Genomic DNA, 24,477 nt, shown 5'->3' on the forward strand with positions numbered 1-24,477 from the left:
CATTGACCCCGCGACAGGTTCCGGGTCAGGTTGCAGCGTGACCGGAGACCCCTATGATCAAAAAGCTTGCTCTCGCCGCCCTTTGCCTGCCCACCGGCGCCGCCGCCGCCTGTTACGGTGACGCCGGCACGCCGCTGTTTCATTGCACGGTCGAAGGCGGCAAGACCGAGATCAGGGTCTGCCTGCAGGGCGACGCGGCCTATTACGCCTATGGCGTGCCGGGCAAGGCGCCGGACATCGTGTTTTCGCGCCATGTGCAGGATATCTACATGACCCCCTGGCCGGGCATCAGCCGGACCTACTGGGAGGAAGTGGCCTTTGCCAATGGCGCCTTCGAGTACCGCATCAATCACAGTTTCGACCGACTGGGCGAATTGAAACAGAAGGCGGCGCTGACCGTCACCCGCGACGGGCTGCAGATCGCCGCGCTGACCTGTCAGGTCGAGGCAATCGGCGTTGCCGATTTCTCGCCGCTGTTCAACGCCAAGGAAGAAAATGGCCAGTGCTGGGACCTGCAGACCCGCTCCTGGGGCAGCTGTTCCTAATCGGCGTGGGTCCGGCCCAGCACCGCGCGGCCGATCACCCGGTCCAGTGACAGCGCGCCGCCGCCCTTGATCACCAGCACCAGGAAGACAAACAGCCAGAAGGCCCGCTGGTCGAGGATCGCCGCATCCGGCACCCGGTCGAACCAGGCGCCAAGGGTCTCGGGGTGGTTGATGCCGCCGTGACCGTAGAGGTCGGTCAGGCTCTGCACAACGACAAAGCCGATCATCCCCAGCGCCGCCAGCCGCGTCAGCAGCCCCAGAACGATCATCAGTGGCAGCAGAAATTCCGCCCAGGTGCCGGCCACGACCACCAGCCAGTGAAAGACGCCAAGCTGGCTGACATCATAGGTCACCGCCTCCATCGCCTTGGGGAAGATCTGCGCATAGGCCCCGGTCGAGGGTTGCAGGAAACCGAACAGCCCATCACCCAGCTTGGTCATCGCCGAGTTCCAGAAATAGACCAGCAGCACGGCGGCAAAGACCAGCCGCGCCAAGAGCGGCAAGAGCCCGTCAAGCGCCCGCTCGATGGCGTCGGAAATCATGTCGTGCAGGTTCACAAGCGCGGTCATGGCGTGCCTTTCTTCAGGTCTGTCAATGCATTGCCGGCCAGAAGCAGGCTGAGTACCGCGCCGAGGTCAAACGCCGGCGCCTCTTCCAACGCCGCCTCATAGGCGGTGCCGAGCGGGGCATCGGCCTGCAGCGCGTCGATGAATGTCGCGCCGCCGGCGGGCAGCACATGCGGTTCGGGATCATACTCGGCGCGCAGGATCAGCGCGTCTTCCGCCACGGCGGCGGGCTTGGGGCTGCCGGGCACCATGTTGTAGCGCCAGATCGACACCACCGGATAGGAAGAGCGCAGCAGCCGCAGCGACGGCGCCAAGCGCTGATGCGCGGCCATCAGCGCCTCGGGCTCCAGCGACAGGGCTTCGGGCGGCAGAGGCGCCGCGTCGGCGGCGTGATAGCTCTCGCGCAGGGCAAATTCGAGCCGTGCGACATCGCCGAGATAGGGGTAGCGCGCCAGTGGCTCGAAGCCGTCGAGGAAGTCACCGAAGCCCGCGCCATAGAGCATCATCCGGGGTGAGCTCGGCGGCGCCTGCCGCAGGTAGAGCGCGGCGAGATTGGTGAAATTCTCGGCCCCCAGAAGCTTGGCCACGGCGGGAAATCCGGTGGCCAGCGCCTCGCCCAGCGAGGTGGCGATATTGTTGCGATAGACGTCATAGCGTCGTCCGGCGGGCCGGCCTTGACCGTCGACCAAGCCGTCGGGCCGGTCTGCGCCACCATCGAGCAGTGCCTGGCGAAAGGCGGCCTGACTGGTCATGCCGCCACCTGCGCCAGCGCCGTGGCGGCGCGGCGCGCCTCGTCGCGCAGCACCGGCCAGTCGGGCACGTCGTTGTCCCATTCCACCAGCAGCGGCCGGGGGCCGGAGCGGGCGAGGGTGTAGTCCAGAAGCGTCCAGACCGGATCGACCACCGCACGCCCGTGGCTGTCAATGAGCAGCGGCGCGCCATGGTCGTCGGCATCCTCATCATGGCCGCCGAGGTGGATCTCGCCGACGCGGGGCAGGGCGAAGGCGTCGATATATTCCTGCGGCGAAAACCCGAGGTTGGTGGCCGAGACAAAGACGTTGTTGACGTCAAGCAGCAGGCCGCATCCGGTGCGCCGCGCCACTTCGTCAAGGAAGGCGGGCTCGTCCCAGGTGCTTTCAGAGAAGACCAGGTAGGAGGAGGGGTTCTCCAGCAGCATCTGCCGGCCCAGCACCTCTTGCAGCTGGTCGATGTGATCGCAGACCCGCGCCAGCGTGGCCTCGGTATAAGGCAGCGGCAGCAGGTCGTTCAGGAAATGGCTGTCATGGGTCGACCAGGCCAGATGCTCGGAAAAGCTCGCCGGTTGCAGCCAGTCACAAAGTGTCTTGAGCCGGGCGAGGTGGTCGCGGTCCAGCGCCTCTTCACCGCCGATCGACAGGCCGACGCCATGCACGGAAATGGCAAAGCGTTCGCTCAGGGCGCGCAGCTGGGCCAGTGGGCGGCCGCCGTCGCCCATGTAGTTCTCGGCATGGATTTCCAGCCACTCCACCGGCGCGGCATCGGCGATGATTTGGCTGTAATGCTGCGGCTTGTAGCCCACGCCGGGCATGGCGGGCAGGGCCTCGAAGGGGCGGCTGGCATCGGGCATGGCATCTCCGCAAGGTCGCAGGGTGGGCAGGACTGCCCACCCCAGTGTCGCACAAAGGCGGGCAGGCTGCCCAGCCTGTGGCTGAGGATCAGCTCGCGGGAACGTCGCGCTCGAGCGCTTCGAGAGAGCCCATGCGCGGCGAGCCGTCGGCCATCGCGGGCAGTTCGATCTCGGCGCAGGTGCCGGCATCGACCAGCGTCCAGGCATTGCCCTGGTAATCCACTTTCGAGGTGCCGGCGCAGGTGGTGCCGGGGCCGGCGGCGCAGTCGTTTTCGCCGGCCAGCGACACGCCGAAGCACTTCTCTTTTTCCTGCGCGGTCGCGGTGGTGGTCTGGGCGGCAAGTGCGGCGGCCACGGCGCCGGCAACGGCTACGGTTTTCATGATATTCGACATTGATACATCCCTTTTGGTCATTGGTTCCAAGCATTTGGTCCAAGGCCACCCCTGCGGCGGCTGTCCCAAGCCTAAGGCCATGGTGCCCACCAGATCACTTCACAGGCCCGTGGATCACGGACGCGTAATCCGCTGTCAGGCCGGCGTGATGTCGGACGCGCGTCCGCCCGGAAAAACCCTTTGAAATCAGTCAGGGCGCCACAGATGATGTGACGCCCTGCAAGGTTCCAGCGCTGGAATGTTACAATTGCGCCGATCTTTTCGACAGCATCCTGCCCGAGATCACGACGAAATTGCGAGATGTTACAAGCCGATCAGCCCCTCACGCCGCAGTTTCGTCGGCCTGCGCCTTGGCGCCCTTACCACCGAGATCGGGTGGCAGGGCATCGCTGGCCAACGCCTCGATCATCGCATCGACCGCCGTCACCTCGGTGCGCTTTTCGCCAAGCCGGCGCACGGTCACCGTCCGTTCCTCGACCTCGCGCGCGCCGACGGCAAGGATCACCGGCACCTTGCCCAGCGAATGCTCGCGGACCTTGTAGTTGATCTTCTCGTTGCGGATGTCGGCCTCGGCACGCACGCCACGGGCCTGCAGTTCGGCCACGACCTCCTGCACATAGTCATCGGCGTCAGAGATAATCGAGGCCACGACAACCTGCCGCGGGGCCAGCCAGAAGGGCAGCTTGCCCTCCCAGTTCTCGATCAGGATGCCGATGAAGCGCTCGAAGGACCCGAGGCAGGCGCGGTGCAGCATGTAGGGCCGATGCTTGTCGCCATCGGCGCCGATATAGCTGGCGCCCAGCCGTTCCGGCAGGTTGGGGTCGACCTGGAAGGTGCCGCATTGCCAGACCCGGCCGATCGCGTCGGTCAGGTAGAAGTCGAGCTTCGGCCCGTAAAACGCGCCATCGCCCGGCTCGAGCGTATAGTCGCGGCCCACCGCCTTGATCGCGTTTTCCAGCGCGCCTTCGACGTAATCCCAGGCCTCGTCGGTGCCGACACGCTTTTCGGGGCGGGTGGCGAACTTGATCTCGAACTTCGGGAAACCCAGCTCTTCGTAGACATTGGCGAGGAAGTCGATGAACTTGGCGCATTCCTCCTGGATTTGGTCCTCGGTGCAGAAGATATGCGCGTCGTCCTGGGTAAACCCACGGACCCGCATGATGCCATGCAGCGCGCCCGAGGGCTCGAACCGCGCGCAGGAGCCGAACTCGGCCAGCCGCAGCGGCAGGTCGCGATAGGATTTCAGACCCTGGTTGAACACCTGCACGTGGCAGGGGCAGTTCATCGGCTTGAGCGCGTTGATCCGGGTCTGCGCCTTGTTCTTGACGCCGGCGTCATCGTTCTCGCCATCGCGGCTTTCGTCGACCTCGACCACGAACATGTGGTGCTGGTACTTGTCCCAGTGGCCAGAGGCTTCCCAGAGCTTGCGGTCGACCACCTGCGGGGTGTTGATTTCTTTGTAGCCGCCGGCGCGCTGCTTGCGGCGCATGTAATCCTGCAGCTGGGTGTAGATGGTCCAGCCGTTCGGATGCCAGAAGACCTGGCCCGGGGCTTCCTCCTGCATGTGGAACAGGTCCATCTCGCGGCCCAGCTTGCGGTGATCGCGCTTTTCGGCCTCTTCGAGGAAGTTGAGGTATTTGCGCAGGTCTTCCTTGTTCTGGAAGCCGACACCGTAGATCCGCTGCAGCATCTGCCGCTTGCTGTCACCGCGCCAATAGGCCCCGGCGACGCTCATCAGCTTGAAGCCATCCGCCGGAACCTGCCCGGTGTGCTGGAGGTGCGGCCCGCGGCAGAGATCCTGCCAGTCGCCGTGCCAGTACATCCGCAGCGGCTCGTCGCCCGGAATGGCGTCGATCAACTCGACCTTGTAGGGCTCGCCGTTGTCCTCGTAGTGCTTGATCGCGCGTGGCCGGTCCCAGACCTCGGTGCGGACGGGATCACGCTTGTTGATGATCTCGCGCATCTTCTTTTCGATCTCGCCCAGGTCTTCGGGGGTGAAGGGCTCGGCGCGGTCGAAGTCGTAATACCAACCGTTTTCGATCACCGGGCCGATGGTGACCTTGACGTCGGGCCACAGCTCCTGCACCGCGCGGGCCATGATATGCGCCAGGTCGTGGCGGATCAGCTCGAGCGCGGGGGCATCGTCCTTGAGCGTGTTGATGGCGATCTGCGCATCATGTTCGATGGGCCACTGCAGGTCCCAATGCTTGCCGTCGACGGTGGCCGAAACGGCCTTCTTGGCGAGCGATTTGGAAATGTCAGCAGCCACATCCGCAGGGGTGATGCCCGCGGGAAATTCGCGTGCATTGCCATCGGGGAAAGTCAGGGAGATTTGAGCCATTCAAAGCCTCCTCGTCGGTTTGGCGCCTACAAAACGCCCGGTTGCGGGTATGTGGTGGCGGCGATTTGACCCGACGGGGGCCGCATGTCAAGGCCGCAGCCCCGGCAATTTGATCCCTGCGCGGCCTACGCTACAACATGCAGGCACAGCAACATGCCGGGGGCAGGCCGATCGCCGATCAACTCTTTCACCGCATCTCCGGCGAGCAGACCGCGCCGCAAGAGGCCCGCAACGGGCTGCGCCACATCCTGGCGCTGACCGCGAGCAAACTGTCAGACGGGCTGATCGACCCCAAGCTGATCCTGTCCTGGCTGCTCACTTCGCTGGGAGCGCCGGCGGTGCTGGTAGGGCTTCTGGTGCCGATCCGCGAGGCGGGGGCGCTTCTGCCGCAGATCCTGCTGTCGGGCTGGTTGCGCCAGCTCAGGTACCGCAAACGCTTCTGGGCGGCAGGTGCCGTGGGGCAGGGCGTCTCGGCCGGGCTGATCGTTCTGGCGGCGCTCTTGCTCACCGGCTGGGCGGCGGGGCTGGCGATCTGCGCCGCGCTGGCGGCGCTGGCGCTGTCGCGCGCGGCCTGTTCGGTCAGCTACAAGGACGTGCTGGGCAAGACCATCGCCAAGTCGCGTCGCGGGTCGGTCACCGGCGCCGCGGGCAGCGTCTCGGCAGCCGGGGTGATCGGCCTCGGGCTGCTGCTGGTGACCGGCGTCTTGCGCAGCGAGGTCGCTGTTGTCATGGCCATCGCGCTGGCGGCCTGTCTCTGGCTCGCCGCGGCGGCGGTGATGCTGCGGCTGGAGGAAGAGCCCAGCGACGCCGAAGACACCGCCCGCCCGGACCTCTCACCGCTCTGGCAGGACCGACAGCTGCAGCTCTTCATCCTTGTCCGGGGCCTGCTGGTGCCGACCGCCCTGGCGCCGCCCTACTTCGTCCTGCTGGCCGCCCGCGAAGGCAGCCTGAAGCTCGAAGGCCTGGGCGTGCTGGTGCTGGTCTCGGCCCTGGCCTCCTTCGTCAGTTCCTACGTCTGGGGGCGTCTCGCCGACCGGTCGAGCCGCAAGGTGCTGATGCTGACCGGCCTTCTCGGCGCGGCCTCGATGCTGGGGGCGGTTGGCGCGGTCTGGCTCGGGCTGGCGCAGACGGTTTGGGCTCTCCCGGCCACGCTCTTTGTGTTGATGCTGGCCTATCACGGTGTCAGGCAAGGCCGGTCGATTTACCTCGTCGACATGTCGCCGCCAGAGCACCGGGCCACCTATGCCGCACTCGCCAATACCGCTATCGGCACGCTGCTGCTGGTCGCTGGCGGGCTTGGCGGGCTGGCGGCGCTGATTGGCCCCTCGGCGGCACTCTTCGCCTTCGCGGTGCTCTGCCTCGGCGCCAGCGTCGCGGCGCTCTGGCTCAGGGAAGTCGAGCAATAGGGCGTTGCCCTCGGCCCGGCGCTGTGGCCAATATCGCCGCGACAGAGACCAGACCGGAGCCCCGCATGACCGCGCCGCAGACCCTGACCACCGCGCAGAACCGCCAGATCGCCTTTTACAAGACCGAGGGCGCGGGGTCGACCGTGGTTTTCCTAGGCGGCTTCAAATCCGACATGGCCGGGACCAAGGCGGTCTGGCTCGAGGACTGGTGCCGCGCCAGGGGCCGGGCCTTCCTGCGCTTCGACTATTCCGGCCATGGGGTCAGCTCGGGCCGGTTCGAGGACGGCTGCATCGGCGACTGGGCCGAGGATGCCGAGGCGGTGATCACTGCCACCTGCGACAGGCCGCTGGTGCTGGTGGGCTCGTCCATGGGCGGCTGGATTTCGCTGCTGCTGACCCGGCGGCTTGAGACCATCGCCGGCCTCGTCACTATCGCCGCCGCGCCGGATTTCACCGAGGACGGCTATTGGGCCAGCTTCGACGAGGCCCAGCGCAGGCAGGTGATGGAACAGGGCTATTTCGACGCGCCCTCGGATTACGGCGATCCCTATCGCATCACCCGCCGGCTGATCGAGGACGGCCGCAACCAGCTGGTGCTGCGCAGCCCGCTGGCGCTGCCTTTCCCGGTGCGGTGCCTGCAGGGCACCGAGGACAAGGCGGTGAGCCGCGAGACCGCGCTGCGCCTGCTCGACCATGCCGAAAGCCCCGACCTGGCGCTGACCTTGCTCAAGGGCGCCGACCACAGTTTTTCTTCGCCGGACTGCCTGCCGCTGATCGCGCGCGCCATTGAAGAGGTGAGCGGCGCCCGGGAATGACGCGCCTCATCGTGTTGACGGACCTGCACTACACCGCCACCGCGCCGGAAACCGGCCCGGACCCCGACACACGCCTTGCCGCTGCACTGGATCATGCGCTGGCCTGTGTGCCGGATGCGGCGCTGATCGTGATTACCGGCGATCTGACCGACAAGGGCGATGCCGCATCCTACGCCCGGCTGCGCGCAAGGCTCGCCGGCCTGCCGGTGCCGGTGCAACTGATGATCGGCAACCACGATCACCGCGAAAATTTCCTCGCGGCCTTTCCCGACACGCCTTGCGACGCCGACGGTTTCGTCCAGAGCTACCGCGATCTCGGCGACACCCGGCTGGTCTTTCTCGATACGCTCTTTGCGCCGCCCTACGAATACCCCGCCAGCCATTGCGGCTGGCTCTGCGACAGTTGCATGGCCTGGCTCGACGGCGTGCTTTCCGAGGCGCCCGGCCGGGTGGTGATCTTCCTGCATCATCCGCCGCATGAGACCGGCTTTCGTGCCATGGACTATCTGCGGCTGCGCAATGGTGCGGCCTTTCATGACCTGATCGGGCGCCATGGCAATGTCGCGCTGACCGTCTCGGGCCACGTCCACCGCAACATCTCGGGCGCCCATCGCGGCACGCCGTTTGCGGTCTTCAAGAGTCCGATGCGGCAGATGCCGCTGGATTTCGAGACGCTGGATTTCCACGCCGAATGCGACGATCCGCCGGGCTTCGGCATCCTCACGCTGACGCTCGATGCGGTGCAGGTGCAGACCGAGGACGTGCCGTTGAAGTGAGCCTTAGACCCCGATCTCGGGGCCGAGGCACATCATCGGCTCCTTGTTCTGCGTCGCCTCGTAGAGCTCGGTGCCTTCGGGGTCGTCCTCGAAGCGGGCGATCAGCCGGCCCTGGCTGCCGCGGCGAAAGCTCCAGCACTGCGGCGAGGTGCTGTCTTCGTAGACAAAGCAGATCATGCCGCGGGCGTCCTCGTACCATTCGCCGTCACGGCAGCGGCCATCCAGAAACGACCAGCGAACGCGGCGACCGTCGAGGTATTCCTCGACCCCGTATTCGCGGCCGTTCGAGCCGTAATAGAGTGTCTTGCCAGTGGTATAGGCCTCGAATTCCGCCGCCGACATCTCGGCCAGCGCCGGGGTGGCGAAAGTGAGCGACAGGGCGAGCAGAAGGTGTTTCATCATGGCGCCAATCTGACAGGAGCGGGTGCAGCGGGGCAAGTCACAATCCTGCGCGGGGGCGCTGCCAAGGGGCGGCCAGCGGGTCCATGATCGCGCGCCATTTCGCCGGCCAGAGCGCGATCAGCGCCATCACCGGCAGCGAATGCGGCAGGGTGGGCATGGCGTCCTCGTCCAGCCGCAACCCGGGAAAGGCGACGCCGGGGCGGGTGTGGTGATCGGAATGTCGCGGCGCGTTCAGCATCAGCGCCGACGAGGCCGCGTGCGGTGTGTTCCAGCTGTGCTGCGGGCCGCAGGGCTCTGGCCGGCCTTTGTCGGTCATGGCGCGCGGCAAGCCGTAGTGCTGGACGTAATCGGTAATCATAAGCTGGCTCTGCACGTAGGCCGCCAGCCCGATGTGGGCGATAACCCCCGGCAGCCCGGCCAGCGCCAGCGACCCCGCCACTGTGGCGAGGCTGACCAGCGCATAGACCACATAGGGATGCAGCCCCCGCTTGCCGGTGCGGCTGCGGCGCGCGCTCTCGGCGTCCCGTCCGGCGCGGTATTCGCCGCGCCAGACCCGCCAGAGATAGCGGTAGAAGCTCTCGCGCCCGCGCGGCGAGTTGGGGTCCTTTGCGGTGCCCACATGCACGTGATGCACCAGCGGATGGGCCGAGGCATGGTGGCCATAGAGCACCGAAGCATAGACCAGCACCCCCAGCCGCCGCAGCCTGCGGTCGGCGCGGTGGATGAGCTCATGCGCGTTGGAATTGCTGACCTGGCCAAGGAACAGCCCGAAGGCAAAGAACCCGGCAATCCGCTCCAGCACCGTCGCGCCGGTCTGGCCCGCCACCAGCCAGACCGCCATCCCCAGCAGCGGCAGATGCACCAGCCCCAGCGCCGCCGAAAGCACGGTGCCGGCGGGAAACTCGGCCCCCGGATCGCCGGGCGCGGCCAGGGCGCGCAGATGGTCGAGCGCAAAGACCAGCAGCGTCAGCCAGGCCAGCGCCGCCCATATCCAGACACCCCCCCAGATACCCGCCGCAACAAGCAGCAGGACAGGCGCAAAAGTGGCAGCGGCAAAGCGGGTCACGCGGGTTTCCTTCGGTTGTGTGACGTCCATAGATGAAGATTTGGTTTCCGATAGGACAATTGAGGGAATTTTCGCGGCAAATGGCAACGCGAAAGGCGGGCGAGAGGTCGCATTTGACCTCGCACGGCGCGCCGGGGCTTTCTATGGTCGCGGCAAGTCAGGGAAGGAAACGTGATGGCACTCGACGAACGCAAGGGCGTCTGGAAATCCGGCCGCGGCAAGGGGCGGCGCACGCCCAAGGGCCGGCAGTTCGAGGATCAGGCGCTGGCCGAGGTTCAGGCGCTGCTGGGTGACCGGCCACGGCGGCGCGACCTGCTGATCGAGTTCCTGCACCTGATCCAGGACACTTATGGCCACCTCGCGGCGCGCCACCTGCGGGCGCTCTGCGAAGAGATGAAGCTTCCAATGGCCGAGGTCTGGGAGGTGGCGACCTTCTATGCCCATTTCGATCCGCTGCGCGAGGACGACACCCCGCCGCCGGCGCTGACCATCCGGGTCTGCGATTCGCTGTCCTGCGAACTGGCAGGCGCGGAGGCGCTGCGCGCTGCTCTGGAAGACGGGCTGGACCCCTCGGAGGTGCGCGTGCTGCGCGCGCCCTGCATGGGCCGTTGCGACACCGCGCCGGTGCTGGAACTGGGCCATCACCACGTCGATTTTGCCGATGTCGACAAGGTCAAGGCAGCGATTGCCTCTGGCGAGACCCATGCACATATCCCGGATTATCAAGGGTTTGCGGACTATCGTGAAGGTGGCGGTTACCAGACCCTGACCGAACTGCGCCGCTCTGGCGACTGGGAGGCGGTGCAGGACAAGGTGCTGGCGTCGGGCCTGCGCGGGCTCGGCGGCGCGGGTTTTCCGTCCGGCAAGAAATGGGGCTTCGTGCGGGCCAACCCGGGGCCGCGCTACCTTGCCGTCAATGGCGACGAGGGCGAGCCCGGAACCTTCAAGGACCGCTTCTACCTCGAGCGGGAACCGCATGTTTTCCTTGAGGGAATGCTGATCGCCGCCTGGGCGGTCGAGGCCGAGACCTGCTTCATCTACTTGCGCGACGAATACCCGTCGGTGCTGGAGATCCTCCGCCGCGAGATCGCCGCGCTGGAAGAGGCCGGCATCGTCGAGCCGGGCTATATCGACCTGCGCCGCGGCGCCGGCGCCTATATCTGCGGCGAAGAAAGCGCGATGATCGAGTCGATCGAGGGCAAACGCGGTTTGCCGCGCCACCGGCCGCCCTATGTGGCGCAGGTCGGCATCTTCGATCGGCCGACGCTGGTCCACAACGTCGAGACGCTTCATTGGGTCGCGCGGGTCTGTCGCGAGGGGCCGGAAATCCTGTCGAGCGTCGAGAAGAACGGCCGCAAGGGGCTGCGCTCCTACTCGGTGTCAGGACGGGTGAAAAAGCCCGGCGTTCACCTGCTGCCGGCGGGCTCGACCATCCTCGATGTCATCGCGGCGGCGGGCGGCATGAGCGACGGTCATGTCTTCAAGGCCTACCAGCCGGGCGGGCCGTCCTCGGGCCTGCTACCGGCCTCGATGGACGACATCCCGCTCGATTTCGACACCCTGCAGCCGCATGGCAGCTTTATCGGCTCGGCGGCGGTGGTGGTGCTGTCGGAGCAGGACAGGGCGCGCGATGCGGCGCTCAACATGCTGCGGTTTTTCGAAGACGAGAGTTGCGGGCAATGCACGCCCTGCCGGGTGGGCTGCGAAAAGGCGGTCAAGCTGATGCAGGCGGAGCAGTGGGACCAGGGGCTGCTGGAAGAGGTCAGCCAAGCGATGGCCGATGCCTCGATCTGCGGGCTGGGGCAGGCGGCGCCGAACCCGATCCGTCTGGTGATGAAGCACTTTCCGGACGAAATCTGAGCGGGGCGTGAGGGGCGCTGCCCCTCTTGGCCTGCGGCCAATTCACCCCGAGGGTATTTGTGAACAGAAGAAGGCCTTTGGGCGGTGCCTGAGGGCCTTCAGTAGTTCTTGTAGACGACGCAGGTGCATCCGGCGCGGCGGGCGTCGCGGCAGAGGTCGCTGGCGGCCTCGCGCTGCATCCGGCTGACCCGCGCCATCCAGTAGCCGGGGCGGCCGCGCACCCGGTTTTCCACGAAGATGATGTCGGGGCTGTCGCCCACCACCTTGCGGCAGCTGCGGGTGGCGCGGGTGAAATTGACGCGCGCCTTGTCGCGGCTGTCGCCAAAGGCCAGCTGTGCGCCCCATTTCGCCAGTTTCGGCTTGGGGCGGACCTTGGGGCGCAGGCTGCGCTGGGCCGGATCGACCAGAGCGAGTGTAATGGGGGCGGGTTCTGGCATCGGCTGCAGCTCTGGCAGCGGCTCGCCCCAGCGACCGTCGATCAACTCGACGCAGGCGGTGAGGAAATCGGCATCAGAGGCAAGGCGGAACTCCGGCACTTCCTGCGGGTTGTCCCGCCAGAACTCGGGCGTCTCGCCGGTGGTGACAATGACGAAATCCACCGTCGCCGGCGGTACGCCGCCCCCCGTCAGGAAACCCTCGGCCTGGGTTTCGCCGCCGGCCAGCACCAGAGCGGCGAGGCCGGGGGAGCCGTATCGTTGCTGCAGGGCGGCGAGGATGCCGGCGGTGGTCGGGATGGCCTCGGGCGAGGTGATTTCGCCGCGGTCGAGCAGCGCCCGGGCGAGGAAGGCAGGGGAGAGGCCCACGGCCAGGGCCGCCTCTTCGATGCGCGGGCAGGCCGCAGCACCGGTCCCGGCGGCCCGGGCGGCTGGGGGCAGGAGCATCAGGAGGAAACAGGCAAGGATTGCTGGCCGCATGAGGCCAATGTGTGGCGGCGGCGATTCAAGTCAACCAGACCTTTTACTGGTGACACGAAAGTTATAGGTGAAACACAAAGGAGACCTGTGCCATGTCGTTTTTCGGAAAGCTCAAGGACCGGCTTCTCAAGTCCTCGTCAAAGCTGGATCAAGGGCTTGAAGCGATTGTCGAAGAGGGCGGCGAGATTGCCGCCGCTGACCCGGATGTGACCCCGGGGCCGGACACCGCGCCAGAGCCCGCGCCGGAGGTGGTGCCGGAGCCCGATCCGACGCCAACGCCGGAACCCGAGACCGTGCCGGCGCCGGAACCTGAAAAGGTGCCGGAGCCCGAGACCGTACCGTCGCCCGATCCGGTGCCACATCCGCAGCCCGACGTCACGCCGACACCGGCGCCGACCGAGGTGCCCCAGCCTGATCTGCCACAAGGCGTGCCGGGCCCGGCCGAGACCCCGCAGGAGATGCCCGGCACCACCTCGCCGGTGGAACTGCCGATCCCCGAGACCCCGGCCGAGGTACCGACCCGCAAGCCCGGCCTTCTGGGCCGGCTGCTGAGGCGGGGGGCAGAGCCCGAAGTGCTGCGCCGCACGCTGGATGACGAGATGATCGAGCAGCTCGAAGAGCTGCTCATCGCCTCTGACATGGGAGTGGACACGGCGCTCAGGGTCACGGCCAACATGGCCGAGGGGCGCTATGGCAGGAAGCTGTCGGTCAACGAGATCAAGCAGTTGCTCTCTCGCGAGATTGCCAGGGTGATGGAGCCCGTGGCCCGCCCGCTGCCGCTTTATGCCAAGAAGCCTCAGGTTGTCCTGGTGGTGGGGGTCAATGGCTCGGGCAAGACCACGACGATCGGCAAGCTTGCCAGCCAGTTCCGCGCCGCCGGCAAGTCGGTGGTGATCGCCGCCGGCGATACCTTTCGCGCCGCGGCGGTTGAACAGCTGCAGGTCTGGGGCGATCGCGCCGGGGTGCCGGTGCTGACCGCGCCGGAAGGCTCCGATCCCGCGAGCCTGGCCTTTGACGCCATGGAACAGGCGGCGCGCGATGGCGCCGACCTGCTGATAATCGACACCGCCGGCCGCCTGCAGAACCGCAAGGACCTGATGGAAGAGCTGTCCAAGATCGTCAGGGTGATCCGCAAGAAGGACCCCGATGCGCCGCACAACACGCTCCTGGTGCTCGACGCCACCACCGGCCAGAACGCGCTGTCGCAGGTCAAGACGTTTCAGGAGCTGGCCAATGTCACCGGCCTGGTGATGACCAAGCTCGACGGCACCGCCAAGGGCGGTGTGCTCGTGGCCCTGGCCGACAAGTTCGGCCTGCCGATCCATGCCATCGGCGTGGGCGAGAAGATCGACGATCTTGCGCCCTTCGACCCTGAGGATTTTGCCGCCGCGCTCACCGGTCTCGACCGCTAGACCCCTCAGTGGGTGCCGAATATCCGTTCCACCTGTCTCAGCAGAAAGATCACCGTCACCACGATCACTGTGGCCAGCGCTGCCAGCGGCATCTGACCCGCACCGCAGCCAAGGCCCACCGCGCCCGCCAGCCAGAGCGAGGCCCCGGTGGTCACGTTCTTCACCTCGCCCTGCGCGGTAAAGATCAGCCCCGCCGCCAGAAAGGCGACACCGGCGGTCACCGCCTCGATCATCCGCAGGGGGTCGTGCTGCTGCTCGTTCTTGTCGCCGAAGTCGAGCTGGCTGATCTCGAGCCCGAGGATGACAAAGAGGCAGGCCGCGACCGAGACGAGGATATGGGTCCTGAGACCCGCGGGCTTGCGCCGCCATTCCCGCTCGGCGCCGATGATGCCGGCCAGGAACACCGCAGCCAGAAGCCGCGCCAGCGCCGCGCCGACCGGCACCACCGAGAAGTTGTTCTGAAATTCCCCGAGTATCTGCTGGAGCATGGTCCGTCTTCCTGCTGCGCCGGTTCAACGCCCGAGGCCCGGGCTTGTTCCGTAGGGGCTTCGCCCACATGCGCGTGATCAACCACGCCAGATGGCTCGACAAGTCGGGGGCCGCGGCTGTATTGCGCGGGGGAGCGGTGGCCCGGCGGATGTCGGGATCATTGAAACATGTGGGGTAAAAGAGGTTCAGATGGCTGAGACAAAACGGATCAACCCGGTGCTGAAGCAGGTGCTGGAACTGGGCCCGCCGCTGGCCTTCTTTGGGCTCTACCTCTGGCTCAAGGAGGACACCTTTGTCCTCGGCGGCACCGAGTATACCGGCTTCATCGTTGCCACGGTGTTGTTTGTGCCGATCATGCTGGTCGCCATGGGCGTGCTCTGGGCACTGACCGGGGCGCTGAGCAGGATGCAGGTGTTCACCGCGATCATGGTGATCTTCTTCGGTGCGCTGACCGCCTGGTTCAATGACGAGCGGTTCTTCAAGATGAAGACCTCGCTGGTCTACGGTTTCTTTGCCCTGCTTCTGGGGATCGGGCTGCTGCGCGGCAAGTCCTATCTGGCTTACGTGCTGTCGGATGCGATCGACATGCGGGAAGAAGGCTGGATGATCCTGACCCGGCGGCTCTGTCTCGGGTTCCTCGCGTTGGCGGTGGCGAACGAGGTGATCTGGCGCACCATGAGCACCGATGTCTGGGTCAAGATCGAGACCTTCGGCTTTCCGATCCTGCTTTTTGCCTTCATCTGGGTGCAGTTCGCCGCGCTGCACAAGTACATGGACCTGGGCGACGACAAGGGCTGAGGCCGCTCAGCCCGCCCGCTGGCGCGCCTTGCCGGGGCGGCGGCAATAGTTGACCCAGGCGGTCTCGCAATGATGCGCCTCGCCGCGGAGCACGCCGCAGGCGACATCGACGCCGATCCGCACGCAGGTCCACAAGCACCGACCCGCCAGCAGCGGACAGGCCCCCGAGGCGGCAAAGGCCCTGGCCGAGAAGGTCATGTCGGCTTGGCCGCCGAACAACCGGTTGAGCGCCAGCGAGGCCTTGAAGCAGATCACCTCGGTCACTTCGTCATCCATCACGTCGGGCGGCAGGGTGGTGCGGTCGCAAAGATCGGCGAAGGCCTGCGGTAGTCGGCGCAGGGCGGGCAGGGGGCCGCTGAGGCCTTGGGCGGCGCCGCGGCCCGGCGGTGGCGCGAGTTCATTGGACAGGGACATCTGAGCCTCTCACTACATTTTGTGTGAAGGAGTTAGAGACACCCTATGACGCCCGCATGAAGCGGCGGTTACGCCACCGTGACGGTCTTGACCCGCTGCGCGCAACGCCATATGACCAGCCCCGTGGCGATTTGTTACCGGATTGCGGGCCACGTTAAATACTCCGCTAAAAGGTCAGGAACGAAAGCCCCCCGTTCGCTTGGCCGCGCCCGGGGGGCTTTTGGTTTGGAAGGACCACAGGATGAGCAATGATTGGAAAAGCCGGACCAAGCTGGTGCACGGCGGGATTCGGCGGTCGCAATACAACGAGGTGAGCGAGGCGCTCTTTCTCACCCAGGGTTTCGTCTACGACACTGCCGAACAGGCCGAGGCGCGGTTCCTCGAGGCCGGGCCGGACGAGTTCATCTATGCCCGCTACGGCAACCCCACGGTGGCGATGTTCGAGGACCGGATCGCCGGTCTCGAAGGCGCCGAGGATGCCTTTGCCTGTGCCTCCGGCATGGCGGCGGTGCAGGGCGCGCTGATGGCGCTGGTCAAGGCCGGCGATCACGTGGTCGCGGCTCGGGCACTCTTTGGTTCCTGCCTGTTCATCCTGGAGAACATCCTGCCGAAGTTCGGTGTCGAGGTGACGCTGGTCGACGGCACCGATCTGGACGCCTGGCGCGCCGCGGTGCGGCCCGACACCAAGCTCTGTTTCTTCGAATCGATGTCCAATCCGACGCTCGAGATCGTCGACATCAAAGGCGTCGCCGAGATCGCCCATGCGGTGGGTGCGCTGGTGGTGTCCGACAACGTCTTTTCGACGCCGATCTATTCCGATGCCATCGCGCAAGGGGCCGATATCGTCACCTATTCCGCCACCAAGCACATCGACGGCCAGGGCCGGGTGCTGGGCGGGGTGATCCTCGGACCCAAGGACCTGATCCGCGGCCCGATCGAGGCCTTCATGAAGCACACCGGCGGCGCGCTCAGCCCGTTCAACGCCTGGGTGCTGCTCAAAGGGCTCGAGACGATGGATCTGCGGGTGCGTGCCCAGACCGCCACGGCGCAGTATCTGGCCGAAAAGCTCGAAGGCAATCCGGCGCTGTCGCGGGTGATCTACCCCGGTCTCGCCTCGCACCCGCAGCATGAGCTGGCGATGCGCCAGCTTGGCGCCGGCGGCACGGTGCTGAGCTTCGACATCAAGGGCGGGCGCTCCGTGTCCTTCGATTTCCTCAACCGGCTGGAGATCGCGGTGATCTCCAACAATCTGGGCGACGCGAAAACGATTGCGACGCCGCCGGCCTTTACCACCCACCAGCGGCTGCCCGATGACCAAAAGGAAACCTTGGGGATCACCCCGGGCCTGATTCGCCTGAGTTGTGGTCTCGAGGACCGCGACGACCTGCTGAAAGACCTGGAAACTGCCCTCGCGGCAGCCTTGGAAGCGGCAGAATAGTGGCGCAACGGCAAACTTTTGCGCAACACCGCGCATTTGCAGCAATTGGCTCTGGCATTTCTGAACGTGTTGGGCCATGCCTTGGGGGGACTCAAGTCTGATAGGTGAATTATGAAAAAACTGATGATCTCTGCTGCTCTCGCAGCTTCCCTGGCCGCTCCCGTCGCAGCTCAGCAAGCTGACACTGCCGCAGACCCGTTCCTGTCGACCCAAGGCGCCACCGAACTGGGTGTTGTTCTCGGCATGACCTTGCTTGTAGGCGCGGCTGCGATTTCCGACGGCGACAGCTCGTCCGGCACCGACTGATATCCGGCATCTGCCAACATGAAAGCGCCAGTTCCCTTGGAACTGGCGTTTTTGCACGTTCAGATGACTGTTCGGGCCATGGAATATTTACCTTTAGATGCTTAAATGGCTCCTGTGCCTGCGCAGAAAGGGGCCTTAGATGAATCTCCCGACACCTGGATTGAACCGCGTTCCCAGCCGTGACGAGGCCGAAGCGGCCTTTGACCTTCTCCGGCGGTATGCTGATGCAACCGGAACTTGTGCGCTGGGCTATCCCGATCTCGCATCGGAGTATCCCGCTGATTTCAGGGTGGATTCCGCCTACAAGGCCGGTTTGCCGGATCTGCAGAATGGCCCAGCCTCGCTGATCCGCGGCGCCAACCAGCCGATCCAGCATGTCGGCATCTCGAACTTCCGCCTGCCGATTCGCTATCACACCCGCGCCGGGGGGGATCTGACGCTGGAAACCAGTGTTACCGGCACCGTCAGCCTCGAGGCCGACAAGAAGGGCATCAACATGAGCCGCATCATGCGGTCCTTCTACCGGCATTCGGAAAAGACCTTCAGCTTCGAGGTGATGGAAGCGGCGCTTGACGACTACAAGGCCGATCTCGAAAGCTTTGACGCCCGCATCGAGATGCGCTTTTCCTTCCCGGTACGGACCGACAGCCTGCGCTCGGGCCTCAGCGGGTATCAATATTACGACATCGCGCTCGAACTGATCGAGAGCGAGGGCACACGCCGCCAGATCATCCATCTCGATTATGTCTACAGCTCGACCTGCCCCTGTTCGCTGGAGCTCAGCGAACATGCGCGGCGCGAGCGGGGGCAACTGGCCACGCCGCATTCGCAGCGGTCGGTTGCGCGGATCTCGGTCGAGGTGCAGGGCTCGAAATGCCTGTGGTTCGAGGATCTGATCGACCTTTGCCGGGCCGCGGTGCCGACCGAGACCCAGGTGATGGTGAAACGCGAGGATGAACAGGCCTTTGCCGAGCTGAACGCCGCCAACCCGATCTTTGTCGAGGATGCCGCTCGGCTGTTCTGCGAACATTTGCAGGCCGAGCCCCGGGTCGGCGATTTCCGCGTTGCGGCCAGCCATCAGGAGAGCCTGCATTCGCATGACGCGATCTCGGTGCTGACCTCGGGTCCGACCTTTCAAAGCGCCAGCATCGACCCGAAGTTCTTTGCCACGCTGATCCACGTCGGCTAGGCCCTTCGGGCCGCTTGCATGGTGCAAATCTGCATCGCCCGAGGCCGGAGGGCCTCTGGGCGACAGCGCATATAACCCATATGCCTCAAGCTTTTACCGCCAAACTTTCAGGCTGCGGCGCGTTCCTCGCGCGCCGCAACCACCTGTCGTCGCGGCGATGTTAACGCCGTCTTTGCCGAAAGCCTGCTACCTTGGACGCAGGGGGGAACCGCAGAACCAGATGGATGCGAGGTTCCTGATGCAGAGCAATGTACATTTCCGATTTCCCGCGCCGGGCTGGCGCCAGCGGCTCGACACCTATTTCGCCTCTCTGGGGCAGGGGATGAACGCCCAACTGCTGATCCGCGCCCGGCTGGGCGAGGTGGCCGGACTCGAGGCGCTGTCAGACGCCGAGCTGGCAGCCCTGGGCATGGACCGAAGTGACATTCCCGCCCGGGTTTTCCGAGACGTCTTTCCCCAGGGCTGAACCCGGCTTGACAGTCCTGGCACCGAGGGCCAACGCTCGGGCGCATGTTTGATATTCGGCCCGTGGGCTATGTGATCGGATTGCTGCTCGCCATTCTCGGCGCGACGATGTTTCTGCCGTTCCTGGTCGATCTGGCCGAGGGCCGCGGACATTGGCCGGTCTTCGTGCAATCCGGGCTGATCACCGTGCTGTCCGGCGGGCTGATCGCGCTGGCCTGTTCCAACGGGGTCAAGCAGGGGCTGACCATCCAGCAGACCTTTCTTCTGGTCACCAGCGTCTGGCTGGCACTGCCGATCTTTGGTGCGCTGCCGTTTGTCTTTGGCGCCACCGAGGCACGCTTTGTCGATGCGGTCTTCGAGGCGATGTCGGGGCTGACCACCACCGGCTCCACCGTCTTTACCGGGCTCGACACCATGCCCAAGGGGCTGCTGCTCTGGCGCGGTCTGATGCAATGGCTGGGCGGCATCGGGATCATCGTCGTGGCCATGGTCTTTCTGCCCGAACTCAGGGTTGGCGGCATGCAGATCTTTCGCGCCGAGGCCTTTGACACGATGGGCAAGATCCTGCCCCGCGCCACGCAGATCGCCAGCCAGATCTCGGTGATCTACGTCTCGCTGACGCTGATCTGCGCGCTGACCTACATCGCCTTCGGCATGAACACCTTCGACGCCACGGTCCATGCGCTGACCACGATCTCGACCGGCGGCTTTTCCAACTACGACGCGTCTTTCGCCGCCTTCTCGGGGCCGATGGAGTATGTCGCGGCGCTCTTCATCATCCTCTCGGCGCTGCCCTTCGTGCGCTATGTCCAGCTGATCAACGGCTCGGCCCGGCCGCTGTTTCGCGACAGCCAAGTGCATGTCTTCCTGATGGTGGTCGCCGCGCTGGTGGGGCTGACGGCGGCGGCGCTGATGCTGTCCTTCCCGTTGGGTCCCGAGCGCGCCTTCCGCGAGGCGCTGTTCAATGTCACCTCGATCATCTCGGGCACCGGCTATGCCAGCGCTGACTACATGGGCTGGGGGCCGCTCTTGGTGGCGGTGTTCTTCTTCATCGGGCTGATCGGCGGTTGTGCCGGCTCGACCGCCTGTTCGGTCAAGATCTTCCGCTACCAGCTGCTTTTTGCCTCGATACGGGTGCAGCTGTTGCGGATCCGCTCGCCCAACGGCGTCTTCACCCCGCGTTTCGAAGGCCGCCCGGTGGGCGACGACGTCCTCAGCTCGGTGATGTCCTTCTTCATGTTCTTCGTGGTCTCGATGGGCGTGCTGGCAGTGCTGCTCTCGGCCACCGGCCTCGACTTCGTCACCTCGGTCTCGGGCGCCGCCACGGCGCTGGCCAATGTCGGGCCCGGGCTGGGCGAGGTGATCGGCCCGGCGGGCAACTTCTCGTCGCTCAATGACACCGCCAAGTGGCTGCTGTCGGCCGCCATGCTGATCGGCCGGCTCGAGCTGCTGGCGGTCTATGCCATCCTCACGGTGAACTTCTGGCGCGCCTGAACGGCAGGGCTGCGTATTTGTGAAAGAGAAGAAGCAGGGGGGCGGGTCTTCTTCTCTTGCGAAAATTCGCCATGTCCGGCCGGTGAACATTAAGCGAACAAGGCTTTTCAGCGCGGGCCGGAACGGGTAAAGTCGCCCCATGAGCAGTTATGATGACATGGACGCTTTCGAGGCGGCCTCTTCCCTCTCGCAGCGCGCCATGGCGGCGCGGCCTGCGCCTTATCTCGACGGGTTGAACCCGGCCCAGCGCGAAGCGGTCGAGGCATTGGACGGCCCTGTGCTGATGCTGGCGGGCGCCGGCACCGGCAAGACCAAGGCGCTGACCACGCGGATCGCGCATCTGCTGAACACCGGCAAGGCCAGGCCGAACGAGATCCTCGCGGTGACCTTCACCAACAAGGCCGCGCGCGAGATGAAGACCCGTGTCGGCAAGCTCCTGGGGCAGGTGGTCGAGGGGCTGCCCTGGATGGGCACCTTCCACGCCATCGGCGTCAAGCTGCTGCGCCGCCATGCCGAGCTGGTGGGGCTGAAGTCGAACTTCACCATTCTCGACACCGACGACCAGATTCGCCTGATGAAGCAGTTGCTCTCGGCGGCGCAGATCGACGACAAGCGCTGGCCGGCGCGGCAGCTCAGCCATATCATCGACAACTGGAAGAACCGCGCCTGGACGCCCGACAAGGTGCCTGCCGCCGAGGCCGGTGCCTTCAACAACCGCGGGGTCGAGCTTTATGCCCAGTACCAGGCCCGGCTGAAGGAGTTGAACGCCTGCGATTTCGGCGATCTGCTGTTGCACTGCGTGACGATCTTTCAGACCCACCAGGACGTGCTCGAGCAATATCAGCGCTGGTTTCGCTACATCTTGGTCGACGAGTATCAGGATACCAACGTCGCCCAGTACCTCTGGCTGCGGCTGCTGGCGGGTGGTCATAAGAACATCTGCTGCGTCGGCGACGATGACCAGTCGATCTATGGCTGGCGCGGCGCCGAGGTGGGCAACATCCTGCGGTTCGAAAAGGACTTTCCCGGCGCCAAGGTGGTGCGGCTGGAGCAGAACTATCGCTCGACCGAACATATTCTGGCCGCAGCCGGCGGGGTGATTGCCGGCAACACCGGGCGGCTCGGCAAGGAACTATGGACCGAGGCCCAGGGCGGCGAGAAGTTGCGCCTGATCGGGCATTGGGACGGCGAGGAAGAGGCGCGCTGGATCGGCGAGGAGATCGAGGCGATGCAGTCCGGCACCCGCGGCATGCGGGGCTTTTCGCTGGATGATATGGCGATTCTGGTGCGTGCCAGCCACCAGATGCGCGCCTTCGAGGATCGCTTCCTGACCATCGGTCTGCCTTACCGGGTGATCGGCGGTCCGCGGTTCTACGAGCGGATGGAGATCCGCGATGCCATGGCCTATTTCCGCGTTGTCGTCAGCCCCGACGACGACCTGGCCTTCGAGCGGATCGTCAATACCCCCAAGCGCGGCCTTGGCGACAAGGCGCAGCAGACCATCCAGCGCATGGCGCGGGACAATGGCGTGCCGCTGGTCGAAGGCGCGCGGATGGCGGTCGAGAGCGGCGCGATCAAGGGCAAGGGCGGGGCCGAGCTTGGCAAGCTGATCGAGGGCATTGCCCGCTGGTCCAAGCTGACCCGCGGCGCGCCGATCGTGTCAGACGACGCGGTGCTCGAGGATGACGGCGCCCCCTTTGGCGCGATGAGCTATGGCCCGCCCGAGGTCTCGCACGTGGAGCTGGCGCAGATCATCCTGGATGAGAGCGGCTACACCACCCATTGGCAGAACGACAAGACGCCGGAGGCGCCGGGCCGGCTCGAGAACCTCAAGGAGCTGGTCAAGGCCTTGGAGGAGTTCGAGAACCTGCAGGGATTCCTCGAACACGTCAGCCTGATCATGGACAACGAGAGCGAAGAGGCCGGTGCCAAGGTCTCGGTCATGACGCTGCACGCCGCCAAGGGGCTGGAGTTTCCCGTTGTGTTTCTGCCGGGCTGGGAGGACGGGCTGTTTCCCTCGCAGCGCTCGATGGACGAGAGCGGGCTCAAGGGCCTCGAAGAGGAGCGGCGGCTGGCCTACGTCGGCATCACCCGCGCCGAGGAGGTCTGCACCATCAGCTTTGCCGCCAACCGGCGGGTCTTTGGCCAGTGGCAGTCGCAGCTGCCGTCGCGCTTTGTCGACGAGCTGCCGGAAGACCATGTCGACGTGCTGACGCCGCCGGGGCTCTATGGCGGCGGCATGGCGGGGCAGAGTTTCGGCTCGGGCATGGAAGCGCGGATGGCCGAGGCCAATGTCTACAATTCCCCCGGCTGGAAGCGGCTGCAGGAACGCCAGAGCCAGCGCCCGATGGCGCAGCCGAAGGAAAGCCGCAACACGGTGATCGACGCCACGGCGATCTCGAGCTTCACCCTGGGCGAGCGGGTGTTTCACCAGAAGTTCGGCTACGGCGCGGTGATCGGGGTCGAGGGCGACAAGATCGAGATCGACTTCGAGAAGGCCGGCGTGAAGAAGGTGGTGGCGCGGTTCATCACCGGGGCGGATGACGTGCCGTTCTGAGGTGCGTGGTGGGTTTGGCGCGTCGCGTCCCGGACGCGATCCGGGACCTCAAGTGTAGCGCCAGGAGCCGAGGTGGATGCCCCGGATCAAGTCCGGGGCTACGTGATTTTGGAGCCGTCCATGTGGCATTTTCGCCGTCCCGGACTTGATCCGGGACCTCAAGTGTAGTGCCAGGAGCCGAGGTGGAGGCCCCGGCTCAGGTCCGGGGCTGCGGGATTTTGGAGCCGTCCGTGTAGCGCTTTCGCCGTCCCGGACTTGATCCGGGACCTCAAGTGTAGCGCCAAGAGCCGAGGTGGAGGCCTCGGATCAGGTCCGGGGCTACGTGGTTTTGAAGCCGTCGAAGTGGCGCTTTCGCCGTCCCGGACTTGATCCGAGACCTCAAGTGTAGCGCCTGGTGCCGAGGTAGAGGCCTCGGATCAAGTCCGGGGCGCGAGCGCGATGATCCAGACACAGCGCCCCAGCCCCCAACCGCACCCCACCCGAAGGCAACCGCACATTCCCCCTGTCTCCCCGGACCGAATCCGCCTAACCTCACGCTCGCAAGGTGCCCGCATTCCGCGGGAGAATTGGGAAGCCGGTGAGAGACCGGCGCTGCCCCCGCAACGGTAAGACCGGGGGATGTGGTCAGAACCACTGGGTGTCACGCCCGGGAAGGGGCCGCATCCGCATTCCCGCCGAGCCCGGAAACCAGCCTTCGCATCAACGTCGAACCGCGGGTGGCGGGCGGGGCGCGGTCTTCGGGGCTTTGTCCCTTTGCCGTTTCCGCCGGTCTCATCGCTTGCAAGCGGCCACGGGGCGTGGCGGAAAGGACCGAAATGACCAAACATCCCTCCGGGCCAGGGGCCTGCCGATGATGCTGGCCCGCATCCTTGGCGAGTTGCGCCAGCCCGAGGCGGCGCGCGACCCCGAGGTCGCAGCCCGCGCCGGTTTCCTGCGCTGGGTGCTGTCCCTGCCGCCCGGCGCGCCGGTCCCGGCAGCCGCCACGGCGGCGCTCGCCCGCGTCAAGGGGCAGGCCGGACAATGGCCGGCGGTGGACATGTTCCTGAGCTGTCTGAGCGAGGCGCAGGTGACGGAGACATCTCTGCCCGCCCGGCGCGGTGGCGCCAGGGCGCGTCGGCGCGGCTGAACCTTGCCCTGACAATACAAAAACGGCGGCGCGGGAGGATGCGCCGCCGTCTTTCACCACCAACGCTCCTGAATGGGAGGAGACGAAGCGTTGGCTGT

General features: G+C 65.7%; 24 protein-coding genes and 2 riboswitches. Of the genes, 14 read left to right on the top strand and 10 right to left on the bottom strand.

The window, feature by feature from the left end; genetic code table 11:
• Nucleotides 1-53 precede the first annotated feature (53 nt).
• Nucleotides 54-545, top strand: a complete 492-nt coding sequence (locus tag ACN0SE_RS05620; RefSeq protein WP_417523519.1) for a hypothetical protein — start codon at nt 54-56, stop codon at nt 543-545.
• Here the strand turns inward: ACN0SE_RS05620 and ACN0SE_RS05625 are convergent.
• The 5 genes from ACN0SE_RS05625 to thrS form a co-directional block, all read right to left on the bottom strand.
• Nucleotides 542-1,114: a DoxX family protein gene (locus tag ACN0SE_RS05625; RefSeq protein ID WP_417523520.1), complete on the bottom strand. Its 573-nt coding sequence runs from the start codon at nt 1,112-1,114 to the stop codon at nt 542-544. The genes ACN0SE_RS05620 and ACN0SE_RS05625 overlap by 4 nt on opposite strands.
• Nucleotides 1,111-1,863, bottom strand: a complete 753-nt coding sequence (locus ACN0SE_RS05630; RefSeq protein ID WP_417523521.1) for a putative DNA-binding domain-containing protein — start codon at nt 1,861-1,863, stop codon at nt 1,111-1,113. Before ACN0SE_RS05630 ends, ACN0SE_RS05625 begins: the two co-directional genes overlap by 4 nt.
• On the bottom strand, nt 1,860-2,717 hold the full coding sequence (locus ACN0SE_RS05635; RefSeq protein ID WP_417523522.1) for a DUF692 domain-containing protein: 858 nt from the start codon (nt 2,715-2,717) through the stop codon (nt 1,860-1,862). Before ACN0SE_RS05635 ends, ACN0SE_RS05630 begins: the two co-directional genes overlap by 4 nt.
• An 88-nt stretch (nt 2,718-2,805) precedes the next feature.
• Nucleotides 2,806-3,111 carry a DUF2282 domain-containing protein gene (locus ACN0SE_RS05640; protein ID WP_417523523.1) on the bottom strand — a complete coding sequence of 102 codons (306 nt, stop codon included), beginning with the start codon at nt 3,109-3,111 and terminating at the stop codon, nt 2,806-2,808.
• 322 nt (nt 3,112-3,433) lie between these two features.
• Nucleotides 3,434-5,452, bottom strand: a complete 2,019-nt coding sequence (thrS, locus tag ACN0SE_RS05645) for a threonine--tRNA ligase (protein ID WP_417523524.1) — start codon at nt 5,450-5,452, stop codon at nt 3,434-3,436.
• A 137-nt stretch (nt 5,453-5,589) separates the two neighbouring features.
• On the opposite strand from thrS, the gene ACN0SE_RS05650 reads away from it, so the two are divergent.
• The 3 genes from ACN0SE_RS05650 to ACN0SE_RS05660 all read left to right on the top strand — a co-directional run bounded on the left by ACN0SE_RS05650 (nt 5,590) and on the right by ACN0SE_RS05660 (nt 8,449).
• Nucleotides 5,590-6,858, top strand: a complete 1,269-nt coding sequence (locus tag ACN0SE_RS05650) for an MFS transporter (protein WP_417523525.1) — start codon at nt 5,590-5,592, stop codon at nt 6,856-6,858.
• 65 nt (nt 6,859-6,923) lie between these two features.
• Nucleotides 6,924-7,673, top strand: coding sequence for an alpha/beta hydrolase (locus tag ACN0SE_RS05655; protein ID WP_417523526.1), 750 nt, complete (start codon nt 6,924-6,926; stop codon nt 7,671-7,673).
• Nucleotides 7,670-8,449: a metallophosphoesterase gene (locus ACN0SE_RS05660; RefSeq protein WP_417523527.1), complete on the top strand. Its 780-nt coding sequence runs from the start codon at nt 7,670-7,672 to the stop codon at nt 8,447-8,449. Before ACN0SE_RS05655 ends, ACN0SE_RS05660 begins: the two co-directional genes overlap by 4 nt.
• Nucleotides 8,450-8,452: 3 nt before the next feature.
• On the opposite strand, the gene ACN0SE_RS05665 is transcribed toward ACN0SE_RS05660, so the two are convergent.
• Both ACN0SE_RS05665 and ACN0SE_RS05670 read right to left on the bottom strand, forming a co-directional pair.
• Nucleotides 8,453-8,848, bottom strand: a complete 396-nt coding sequence (locus tag ACN0SE_RS05665; protein ID WP_417523681.1) for a hypothetical protein — start codon at nt 8,846-8,848, stop codon at nt 8,453-8,455.
• A 40-nt stretch (nt 8,849-8,888) separates the two neighbouring features.
• Complete coding sequence (locus tag ACN0SE_RS05670) at nt 8,889-9,947, bottom strand: alkane 1-monooxygenase (protein ID WP_417523528.1); 1,059 nt, start codon at nt 9,945-9,947, stop codon at nt 8,889-8,891.
• A 144-nt stretch (nt 9,948-10,091) separates the two neighbouring features.
• On the opposite strand from ACN0SE_RS05670, the gene ACN0SE_RS05675 reads away from it, so the two are divergent.
• Nucleotides 10,092-11,777: an NAD(P)H-dependent oxidoreductase subunit E gene (locus ACN0SE_RS05675; protein ID WP_417523529.1), complete on the top strand. Its 1,686-nt coding sequence runs from the start codon at nt 10,092-10,094 to the stop codon at nt 11,775-11,777.
• Nucleotides 11,778-11,875: 98 nt separating this feature from the next.
• Here the strand turns inward: ACN0SE_RS05675 and ACN0SE_RS05680 are convergent, their stop codons facing one another.
• On the bottom strand, nt 11,876-12,658 hold the full coding sequence (locus ACN0SE_RS05680; RefSeq protein ID WP_417523530.1) for a hypothetical protein: 783 nt from the start codon (nt 12,656-12,658) through the stop codon (nt 11,876-11,878).
• 125 nt (nt 12,659-12,783) lie between these two features.
• Here ACN0SE_RS05680 and ftsY point away from each other — a divergent pair, with 125 nt between their 5' ends.
• Nucleotides 12,784-14,103, top strand: coding sequence for a signal recognition particle-docking protein FtsY (ftsY, locus tag ACN0SE_RS05685; protein ID WP_417523531.1), 1,320 nt, complete (start codon nt 12,784-12,786; stop codon nt 14,101-14,103).
• 5 nt (nt 14,104-14,108) lie between these two features.
• Here ftsY and ACN0SE_RS05690 read toward each other — a convergent pair whose 3' ends face one another.
• Nucleotides 14,109-14,591, bottom strand: coding sequence for an MgtC/SapB family protein (locus ACN0SE_RS05690; RefSeq protein WP_417523532.1), 483 nt, complete (start codon nt 14,589-14,591; stop codon nt 14,109-14,111).
• A 190-nt stretch (nt 14,592-14,781) separates the two neighbouring features.
• Here ACN0SE_RS05690 and ACN0SE_RS05695 point away from each other — a divergent pair, with 190 nt between their 5' ends.
• Entirely contained in the window at nt 14,782-15,390 is a 609-nt protein-coding gene (locus ACN0SE_RS05695) for an inner membrane-spanning protein YciB (protein WP_417523533.1), read from the top strand.
• A 6-nt stretch (nt 15,391-15,396) separates the two neighbouring features.
• On the opposite strand, the gene ACN0SE_RS05700 is transcribed toward ACN0SE_RS05695, so the two are convergent.
• Complete coding sequence (locus ACN0SE_RS05700) at nt 15,397-15,804, bottom strand: hypothetical protein (protein ID WP_417523534.1); 408 nt, start codon at nt 15,802-15,804, stop codon at nt 15,397-15,399.
• A gap of 113 nt (nt 15,805-15,917) precedes the next feature.
• Nucleotides 15,918-15,994: riboswitch (SAM riboswitch) on the top strand.
• A 51-nt stretch (nt 15,995-16,045) separates the two neighbouring features.
• On the opposite strand from ACN0SE_RS05700, the gene metZ reads away from it, so the two are divergent.
• From metZ to ACN0SE_RS05735, 7 genes are all read left to right on the top strand, one after another.
• On the top strand, nt 16,046-17,242 hold the full coding sequence (gene metZ, locus ACN0SE_RS05705; RefSeq protein WP_417523535.1) for an O-succinylhomoserine sulfhydrylase: 1,197 nt from the start codon (nt 16,046-16,048) through the stop codon (nt 17,240-17,242).
• 111 nt (nt 17,243-17,353) lie between these two features.
• Nucleotides 17,354-17,548, top strand: a complete 195-nt coding sequence (locus tag ACN0SE_RS05710; RefSeq protein ID WP_417523536.1) for a hypothetical protein — start codon at nt 17,354-17,356, stop codon at nt 17,546-17,548.
• Between the two features lie 139 nt (nt 17,549-17,687).
• Entirely contained in the window at nt 17,688-18,737 is a 1,050-nt protein-coding gene (folE2, locus tag ACN0SE_RS05715) for a GTP cyclohydrolase FolE2 (protein ID WP_417523537.1), read from the top strand.
• Nucleotides 18,738-18,975: 238 nt separating this feature from the next.
• Complete coding sequence (locus ACN0SE_RS05720; RefSeq protein WP_417523538.1) at nt 18,976-19,203, top strand: DUF1127 domain-containing protein; 228 nt, start codon at nt 18,976-18,978, stop codon at nt 19,201-19,203.
• A gap of 44 nt (nt 19,204-19,247) precedes the next feature.
• On the top strand, nt 19,248-20,696 hold the full coding sequence (locus tag ACN0SE_RS05725) for a TrkH family potassium uptake protein (RefSeq protein ID WP_417523539.1): 1,449 nt from the start codon (nt 19,248-19,250) through the stop codon (nt 20,694-20,696).
• A gap of 139 nt (nt 20,697-20,835) precedes the next feature.
• The gene (locus tag ACN0SE_RS05730; protein ID WP_417523540.1) at nt 20,836-23,253 is read left to right on the top strand and encodes an ATP-dependent helicase; all 2,418 of its coding nucleotides are present in this window, start codon (nt 20,836-20,838) and stop codon (nt 23,251-23,253) included.
• A gap of 525 nt (nt 23,254-23,778) precedes the next feature.
• Nucleotides 23,779-23,964: riboswitch (cobalamin riboswitch) on the top strand.
• Between the two features lie 139 nt (nt 23,965-24,103).
• Nucleotides 24,104-24,379 (top strand): hypothetical protein, encoded by a 276-nt coding sequence (locus ACN0SE_RS05735; protein ID WP_417523541.1) that lies wholly within the window; start codon nt 24,104-24,106, stop codon nt 24,377-24,379.
• The last annotated feature ends 98 nt before the right edge of the window (nt 24,380-24,477 follow it).

It is taken from the genome of Marinovum sp., assembly GCF_048263515.1.
GTDB lineage: Bacteria > Pseudomonadota > Alphaproteobacteria > Rhodobacterales > Rhodobacteraceae > Marinovum.